The organism is Phyllobacterium sp. P5_D12 (assembly GCF_054049495.1).
Genome location: NZ_JBFUMG010000213.1, coordinates 1 through 7,369 on the forward strand (window position 1 = coordinate 1; position 7,369 = coordinate 7,369).

Consider the following 7,369-nt stretch of genomic DNA (forward strand, 5'->3'; position numbering starts at 1 on the left):
CCACGGCCGTGATCATCAGCGGAATCAACCCGCAATCGACCGGACATGTCTATAACCAGGAAAATTTGTCCCGCCTCCACGTAGAGATGGACAGCGAAATATTGTTGACGCTGCTGCGTCAGGGATATCCCGTTTATACGGCGGACCCCGAAGTAGCAAAGTCGATAGGATTACCGCTCTGGGAGGGCAAAGCGTCGATCAATTCCGCACCTGTCTCGCATTACAGCGGAACATAAGCGCTGACGGTCCGTTATAGCCCTGTAATGAACAGGAGCTTCAAAATGGCAATGTTTTCCAGAAATGCAGATGATATCCAGGGCGACGTCGAGGCGCAGATCGCAGCGTTGCGCAAAGAGATTTCCAAGATTTCGGCCAGTCTTTCCGATTTGGGATCTGAACGATTTGACGAGATGAAGCGCTCCGCATCAAGGCAGGCTCGTTACGCTGCCGATACCGCCAAGGAGAATCCTGTGGCGACGGTCGCGATCATTGCGGCTGCAGCTTTGCTACTCGGGCTTTTCTCACGCCGTTGATACAAGGATGACTTACCATGGACGACATGACCGAAGCCATGCAGGGCGAGACGGACAAGGAAAGATTACGCAGTGAGATCGCCGATTTGAAGCGCGATCTGGCGGCGATTAGCAAAACCCTGTCCGACCGCGGTGTCGAATTCCTCGACAATCTATCGGATGATGACGAAAGCTCGACTTTCGATGAGATTAGAGAGCGCGGAGCGCGCGCCGCCAGCGCTTTGGGTCATCGGGCTCAGAAAATTGCCAATACGCCAACGCAAAATTCGGTTTCGACGCTGATGATCATCGCCGGCCTCGGCGTGATTATCGGGATGCTGGCCCGCTAGAAAAAAAATTATTTTTTGCGGAACCTTTGCGACACATCCGCGTTCCTACAAAACTGGTCCCCCAACCAGCTAGGCTGCAACCCCACAGCCAACCCCGAGTCCCAGCTTCTGCTCCGGTAGAAGCTGGGCTTTTTTTTATCAACGGACCTGATCAAGCAGACGCTTGCATTCAAGCAGGTCAAACAGCGTTTCCTGAAGAAGCGTTCGATTGTCCTTGGAAAGCCGCTTGCCATCGGCGGCAACCGGGCCCTCGTCGTCCCCCTTGATCAGTCCGAAGAGACGCCTGCCTTGAGGCGCGGATTTCGACGTTCCCATGACGGCGGCTTCCTCGTCGGCATCGACGCGGTCCTGCTCGGCGGCAAGCGCCTCTTCCTGACGGGCCGAGGCCTGCTTTTGCTGGCTGATCGCTTCGGCTGCTGCAGTGTCGCCGCTGCCGAGCGCTATGATGAATTGCGTGCCGTTTTCCCGAAGAAGCCGCTGCACACCCTTTATCGTATAGCCTTGATCGTAAAGCAGATGGCGGATCCCCTTCAGCAGGTCCACGTCCAGCGGCCGGTAATATCGGCGCCCGCCGCCACGTTTCATCGGTTTTATGTGCGTGAAGCGTGTTTCCCAGAACCGCAGGACGTGCTGGGGCAGATCGAGATCTTCTGCAACTTCGCTGATGGTTCTAAATGCGTCGGGACTCTTGTCCATGATTTCACCCTCTCAGGAGAAATTCTGATTCGACCTCTATTTCAGCGGTTTATCGACCATTTTTCAAGCGCGGCGCCAAACTACACCACAGCAATCTTGCATCCGGAGCGTGCAGAACGCAAATTCAGCCGTGTTCAGGCTGTTTTCTTCTTGCGCGTCTGGTGCGAGCGCAAAATTCGCTGCTTCAGCACGTTCGATGCCTTGAACGTCATTACCCGGCGCGGCAGGATTGGAACCTCTTCACCCGTCTTGGGATTGCGACCAATGCGTTCGTTTTTATCTCTTACCTGGAACGTGGCGAAAGACGACAATTTGACGGTCTCGCCACGAACAATTGCGTCACACACTTCGTCGAGAATTGTCTCGACAAGCGAAGCTGATTCCGTTCGTGAAAGCCCTACCTTGCGATAGACCGCTTCAGCCAGATCAGCGCGCGTAATGGTCTTACCCCCCATACGATCTCAAAGCTCTCGTTTGTTGCAAAACTACCAGGTGACAGCGGAAGTTACAGAATGAAACCGGATCGGGCAAGCGTGTTGAGAAAGTTCGTGAACTAATTCAATGCTTAACCGCCTGCTACCACCGTAGCAGAACTGCACCCCACGTAAACCCCCCACCCATGGCTTCGAGGAGGACGAGATCGCCTTGCTTGATCCGGCCGTCCGCCACAGCTGCCGCAAGAGCTAAGGGTACTGAAGCGGCTGATGTATTTCCGTGTTGGTCGACAGTGATGACGACCTTCCCGTCAGGGAGATCAAGCTTCTTCGCGGTAGCGTCGATGATCCGCTTGTTGGCCTGGTGCGGGACGAACCAATCAATGTCCGCAGCAGTAATTCCTGCCTCGGAAAACGCCGCTTCGATCACATCGGTGACCATGCCGACGGCATGCTTGAACACCTCCCGACCCTCCATCCGCAGATATCCCACCGTCTGCGTCGTGGATGGTCCACCGTCTACATATAGTTTCTGTTTGTGCGACCCATCGGAACGCAGATTGGCGGTGAGGACGCCTCGATCCGAGGTCAGGCCACGGCCCTCACCCGCTTCAAGAACAACAGCACCCGCACCATCGCCGAACAACACGCATGTCGTGCGGTCTTTCCAGTCGAGGATACGGGAAAACGTTTCCGATCCGATGACCAGAACGCGTTTGGCCATGCCCCCGCGAATATAGAGATCGGCTGTGGTCATCGCATAGACGAAGCCGGAGCACACCGCCTGCATATCGAACGCAAAGCCGTGCGTCATGCCAAGGCGCGCCTGAATATCGACTGCCGACGCTGGAAATGTGTTGTCCGGCGTCGAAGTAGCCAGGATGATCAGATCGATATCGTCCGGCGTGAGACCGGCATTGTCCAGCGCGGCCCGTGCTGCTGCCTCGCCGAGCGAAGCCGTCGTCTCACCCTCACCAGCAATATAACGCTGGCGGATACCCGTACGCTGGACGATCCATTCGTCGCTCGTCTCGACAATGCCTTCCAGATCAGCATTCTTGACCAGGCGTGCCGGCTTGGCCGCCCCTATACCTTTAACAACTGATCTGATCATTTAACTTCCTGTTGTATTTCGGCTTCTGTGTCGTTGTCAGCTTCGTCTTTGAAGGCGACGCCGACCGGACCCTTGTGGAAATGCGTGAGATCTGCAGYGATCTTGTCGAGAAGCTTGTTGTGAGCCATGTCATAACCAACATCGATGGCGGAGGCAAAGCCCAGCGCGTCCGTGCCACCATGGCTCTTGATGACGACACCATTAAGGCCAAGGAACACGCCGCCATTGGTCTTGCGCGGGTCAAGCTTCTCACGCAGACGGTTGAACGCACCCCTGGCGAAAATATATCCAATCTTCGCCATCAACGTGCGGCTCATGGCCTCGCGCAGATACTGCGTATATTGCTTGGCTGTACCTTCTGCTGCCTTGAGCGCGATATTCCCGGTGAACCCTTCCGTGACAACGACATCCACCGTGCCCTTGCCGATGTCGTCACCCTCGACGAAGCCGTAATATTCGAGGCTGGGCAACGGAATTTCGCGCAGAATACGCGCCGCGTCCTTGACGTCGTCCTGCCCCTTGATCTCTTCCACGCCGACGTTCAGAAGGCCAATCGTGGGACGCTCGATGTCAAAAAGGGAGCGCGCCATGGCGGCTCCCATCACAGCGTAGTCCACGAGTTGCTGCGCATCGGCGCCGATCGTAGCGCCTATATCGAGCACAATGCTTTCACCGCGCAAAGTCGGCCATATGCCCGCGATGGCGGGACGCTCTACATTTGCCATCGTACGCAGGCAGAACTTCGACATTGCCATGAGCGCGCCGGTATTGCCGGCAGAAACGCAGACATCTGCCTCGCCCGTCTTTACGGCCTCGATCGAACGCCACATGGACGATTTCCAGCGGCCGTTGCGCAAAGCCTGGCTCGGCTTCTCGTCCATGCGCACGGACACATCGCAATGGTGGAAAGTCGAGGCGTTGGACAGTGCCTGATGTTTTGCCAGGTGCGGCTGGACCTCTTCTTCTCGTCCAAAAATCACGAACCTGATATCAGGATGGCGCTCCAGCGCCGTTGCCATGCCGGGAATGACGATCGATGGACCGAAATCACCGCCCATGGCATCAATGGAAATTCTGATCACTCTCGATTGTCCTGTCCTGTTCAGTACGGATGCGCCTATCCGGGCGGCATTACTTATGCCGAGGACATGGCACCAATCAAGTGTTCTGTTTCCAATCCTTCAGACCAGCGAACGGATTGGCGGGTTTTTCAGCCTCGTCATCTTCGCCAAAACGCGCCACGACTGGCGGTGCGTCTTCGATTTCCTGCTTGCGTGGATAGGGATCGATCGCAAGTTCAAAAAACTCCTCGGCGATAGCTCCTGCATCGAGCCTGTCACCGGAAAACGTCTCCGGTGCATCGGGCCCCTCGGCGTCGATGATGAGTTCGCCATTCTCATCAAGCGGCAAACGGGCAAGCCGGGAGTTTTCCGGCACGAAGAGCGTATCGATCTCCGCGTTGACGGTCGCATCGATCGGTTCCAGCGTTACGATACATGACTGGACGATCTCTGCTTTCACCGTACCCCGAACGCGAATGCCGTCCTTTTTCCAAGGCATGATCTGCAGATCGGCCTTGAACGATTTGACATCCTCCAATTCGTGAAAGTCGCGCAATGCATCGCGCTCACGTTGATCGGCATTGATCTTTATGGTGACTCCCTTTTGCGGCAAGCGGCTGACGGAAACAGGAAAGCTTAATGCTCCATCGGTTTTTCTTGTCGTCATATTGCTTTCCCCCTTTCAATTCTGCGATGTTTCAAGAGCACCTGGATCAGGAAATATCACTTTTCCACTCGCGAGCACATCATCGGGCTGGTTCTCCAGCAACCGGACCACCTGCTCTACATAATCCGCCAGCCTAGTTGCACCTGACCAGCTGTCGCTGTCGGGCCGGATATTGCGAGCTAGCGCGGCAATCAATGCCGGGTGATCATTGCTTTCAAGCGCCTTGTCGTAGGATTCGATACGGCCGTAAAACATCCGCGCCAGTTTCTTCATGCGCTTGGGCACACCCGAATCCCCGATGCCGAGCTCGCGCAAGGAATGATCGACATCCCTGAAAAATTCGTCCGTCACTTCCTGGCCGATCGCTTTCAGTGCAGGGCTCCTGCCCTTGATACGCCTGACAAACAGGTAAACATGCAGGGAAAGCATTTCATACCGGCCAAGCGGCGAATCCGGCACGTCGAGGTCAGAATAAAAATACGGCTGCCGCGCCGCTGCCACGATCGCATCGTAGAGGGCAATGGTAATCGCCTCATTTGCTTTGGCCTTGCGGCTGAATAGACTGAGAATCATGTAGTTAGGCCCTAACTTGAGTCTCCCATGCATCACGAGTCGCGTGTTGCATCGGACTTCAAGGTGGTTTACCGAAGTTCTGCGGGCAGCGAAAGACTTGCGCCCAGATTGAAATGGAGATGTCGTTGCTGCAGCGGATTTTCAAGACCGGTTGTTCAAGGGAATACCTTCTCGCCGGAACCTTTTTATTGGCTACGGGGCTCGCTGGCTGCAATACTGCCAACCTCAATCCATCAGAGACACTGACACAGGGCTACGTCATCGACGACAAGGCGCTGGAGTTTGTTCCTGTAGGCTCCAGCCGTGAGCAGGTGATCCTGTCGCTGGGCAGTCCGTCAACGACAGCGACATTCGACAATGAGGTTTTCTACTACATCTCGCAAAAAGCTCATCGCAGCGTCGCCTTCATGCAGCCCAAGGTCACGGAACGCCGCATTCTGGCCGTCTATTTCGACAAGGACAGCAAAGTTTCCAGCGTCTCCAATTATGGATTGCAGGATGGCAAGGTATTCGACTTCATTTCCCGCACCACGCCGACGGGCGGCAAGGATCTCTCTTTCCTCGGCCAGTTGCTGCAAGGTGTCGGCAAGACCCCGTCAATGCCCTCTGCCTCAGGCACGCCCACCGGGGGCGCTCCGGATAACCCTTAAAAAACAAAACCCGCGAAACATGTTTCGCGGGTTTTTTGTTAGGCGAGTATCAGCAATCAGTGCGCGAGCACGGCCAACAGCAGCAACGCAACGATGTTGGTGATCTTGATCGCCGGATTGACAGCGGGACCCGCCGTGTCCTTGTAAGGATCGCCAACGGTATCGCCCGTTACCGACGCCTTGTGCGCTTCCGAACCCTTCATGTGGCGCGTTCCGTCCTTGTCGACGAAGCCGTCTTCGAAGGATTTCTTTGCGTTGTCCCAGGCACCACCGCCTGACGTCATCGAAATGGCAACGAATATGCCATTGATGATAACGCCGAGGAGCGAAGCACCGAGAGCCGCGAAGGCAGAAGCCTTTGAGCCCGAAATCAGCAGCACGCCGAAATAGACGACAAGCGGTGCCAGCACAGGCAGAAGCGAAGGAACAACCATTTCCTTGATCGCAGCGCGGGTGAGAATGTCCACTGCCCTCGCATAGTCTGGCCGTTCCGTGCCCTGCATGATGCCTGGCTTTTCGCGGAACTGGCGGCGTACCTCCTCCACAACGGAGCCTGCAGCGCGACCAACCGCCGTCATTGCAATACCGCCGAAGAGATAGGGGATAAGGCCACCGAAAATGAGACCGGCAACCACGTAAGGGTTGGACAGCTCGAACGATACGGTACCGATTCCCTTGAAGTAGGAGAAAGCGGTCGCCCCTTCCTTGTTGGCTTCAGCAATGAAGAACTGCAAGTCATTGGAATAGGCCGCGAACAGAACCAGCGCACCAAGACCGGCAGAACCGATTGCATAACCCTTGGTGACGGCTTTCGTCGTATTGCCAACCGCATCGAGCGCATCAGTAGATTTGCGAACCTCAGGGTCGAGCCCAGCCATTTCCGCGATACCACCGGCGTTGTCGGTAACCGGTCCGAAGGCATCGAGCGCAACGATCATGCCGGCAATACCGAGCATAGCCGTCACCGCGATACCCGTGCCGAATAGGCCAGCAAGCTGATAGGTCGAAATGATACCACCAACGATAACCAGTGCCGGTAGCGCAGTCGATTCAAGCGAGACGGCTAGGCCCTGGATAACGTTCGTGCCATGCCCTGTGACTGACGCCTGCGCAATCGAATTCACCGGACGCTTGTTGGTGCCGGTATAGTATTCGGTAATCACCACGATCAAACCCGTCACGACGAGCCCGATCAGGCCGCAAATGAACAGGTTGGTTCCAGTGATGGACATGCCGGCGACCGTGCCGATCTCACCCCAGCCGACAGTTGCGGAAGTTGCCGCCGCAAGGCCGAGGATCGACAGAAGCCCCG

The 7,369-nt window shown here is 56.0% G+C and carries 10 protein-coding genes and 1 pseudogene; 4 read left to right on the forward strand and 7 right to left on the reverse strand.

Annotation, left to right across the window (positions count from 1 at the left end):
• From ACXJ5O_RS14770 to ACXJ5O_RS14780, 3 genes and pseudogenes are all read left to right on the forward strand, one after another.
• Positions 1 to 236 (forward strand): annotated as a pseudogene (locus ACXJ5O_RS14770) (hypothetical protein); the annotation flags it as partial.
• 45 nt (positions 237 to 281) lie between these two features.
• Positions 282 to 533, forward strand: coding sequence for a hypothetical protein (locus tag ACXJ5O_RS14775; protein ID WP_112551317.1), 252 nt, complete (start codon positions 282 to 284; stop codon positions 531 to 533).
• Positions 534 to 550: 17 nt separating this feature from the next.
• Positions 551 to 862, forward strand: coding sequence for a hypothetical protein (locus tag ACXJ5O_RS14780; RefSeq protein WP_457300542.1), 312 nt, complete (start codon positions 551 to 553; stop codon positions 860 to 862).
• A gap of 138 nt (positions 863 to 1,000) precedes the next feature.
• On the opposite strand, the gene ACXJ5O_RS14785 is transcribed toward ACXJ5O_RS14780, so the two are convergent.
• The 6 genes from ACXJ5O_RS14785 to ACXJ5O_RS14810 form a co-directional block, all read right to left on the reverse strand.
• Complete coding sequence (locus ACXJ5O_RS14785) at positions 1,001 to 1,558, reverse strand: MerR family transcriptional regulator (RefSeq protein WP_112530843.1); 558 nt, start codon at positions 1,556 to 1,558, stop codon at positions 1,001 to 1,003.
• A gap of 134 nt (positions 1,559 to 1,692) precedes the next feature.
• The gene (locus ACXJ5O_RS14790) at positions 1,693 to 2,013 is read right to left on the reverse strand and encodes an integration host factor subunit alpha (protein ID WP_106716952.1); all 321 of its coding nucleotides are present in this window, start codon (positions 2,011 to 2,013) and stop codon (positions 1,693 to 1,695) included.
• 121 nt (positions 2,014 to 2,134) lie between these two features.
• Positions 2,135 to 3,106: a beta-ketoacyl-ACP synthase III gene (locus tag ACXJ5O_RS14795; protein WP_457300543.1), complete on the reverse strand. Its 972-nt coding sequence runs from the start codon at positions 3,104 to 3,106 to the stop codon at positions 2,135 to 2,137.
• On the reverse strand, positions 3,103 to 4,188 hold the full coding sequence (gene plsX / locus ACXJ5O_RS14800; protein WP_457300544.1) for a phosphate acyltransferase PlsX: 1,086 nt from the start codon (positions 4,186 to 4,188) through the stop codon (positions 3,103 to 3,105). The genes ACXJ5O_RS14795 and plsX overlap by 4 nt, the downstream gene beginning before the upstream one ends.
• 76 nt (positions 4,189 to 4,264) lie before the next feature.
• Positions 4,265 to 4,834 (reverse strand): YceD family protein, encoded by a 570-nt coding sequence (locus ACXJ5O_RS14805; protein WP_457300545.1) that lies wholly within the window; start codon positions 4,832 to 4,834, stop codon positions 4,265 to 4,267.
• Between the two features lie 15 nt (positions 4,835 to 4,849).
• Entirely contained in the window at positions 4,850 to 5,407 is a 558-nt protein-coding gene (locus ACXJ5O_RS14810) for a ubiquinol-cytochrome C chaperone family protein (protein WP_457300546.1), read from the reverse strand.
• Positions 5,408 to 5,532: 125 nt separating this feature from the next.
• Here ACXJ5O_RS14810 and ACXJ5O_RS14815 point away from each other — a divergent pair, with 125 nt between their 5' ends.
• The gene (locus tag ACXJ5O_RS14815; protein WP_376772051.1) at positions 5,533 to 6,057 is read left to right on the forward strand and encodes an outer membrane protein assembly factor BamE; all 525 of its coding nucleotides are present in this window, start codon (positions 5,533 to 5,535) and stop codon (positions 6,055 to 6,057) included.
• A 56-nt stretch (positions 6,058 to 6,113) separates the two neighbouring features.
• On the opposite strand, the gene ACXJ5O_RS14820 is transcribed toward ACXJ5O_RS14815, so the two are convergent.
• Positions 6,114 to 7,369: sodium/proton-translocating pyrophosphatase (locus tag ACXJ5O_RS14820; protein WP_457300547.1), on the reverse strand; the 1,256-nt coding region annotated here is incomplete at its 5' end.

What these genes read in the sequence shown, in the direction of transcription:
- ACXJ5O_RS14805 (WP_457300545.1), bottom strand. Translation starts at nt 4,834, where the DNA reads ATGACGACAAGAAAAACCGATGGAGCATTAAGCTTTCCTGTTTCCGTC.
- ACXJ5O_RS14790 (WP_106716952.1), bottom strand. Translation starts at nt 2,013, where the DNA reads ATGGGGGGTAAGACCATTACGCGCGCTGATCTGGCTGAAGCGGTCTAT.
- ACXJ5O_RS14785 (WP_112530843.1), bottom strand. Translation starts at nt 1,558, where the DNA reads ATGGACAAGAGTCCCGACGCATTTAGAACCATCAGCGAAGTTGCAGAA.
- ACXJ5O_RS14795 (WP_457300543.1), bottom strand. Translation starts at nt 3,106, where the DNA reads ATGATCAGATCAGTTGTTAAAGGTATAGGGGCGGCCAAGCCGGCACGC.
- ACXJ5O_RS14810 (WP_457300546.1), bottom strand. Translation starts at nt 5,407, where the DNA reads ATGATTCTCAGTCTATTCAGCCGCAAGGCCAAAGCAAATGAGGCGATT.
- ACXJ5O_RS14775 (WP_112551317.1), top strand. Translation starts at nt 282, where the DNA reads ATGGCAATGTTTTCCAGAAATGCAGATGATATCCAGGGCGACGTCGAG.
- ACXJ5O_RS14780 (WP_457300542.1), top strand. Translation starts at nt 551, where the DNA reads ATGGACGACATGACCGAAGCCATGCAGGGCGAGACGGACAAGGAAAGA.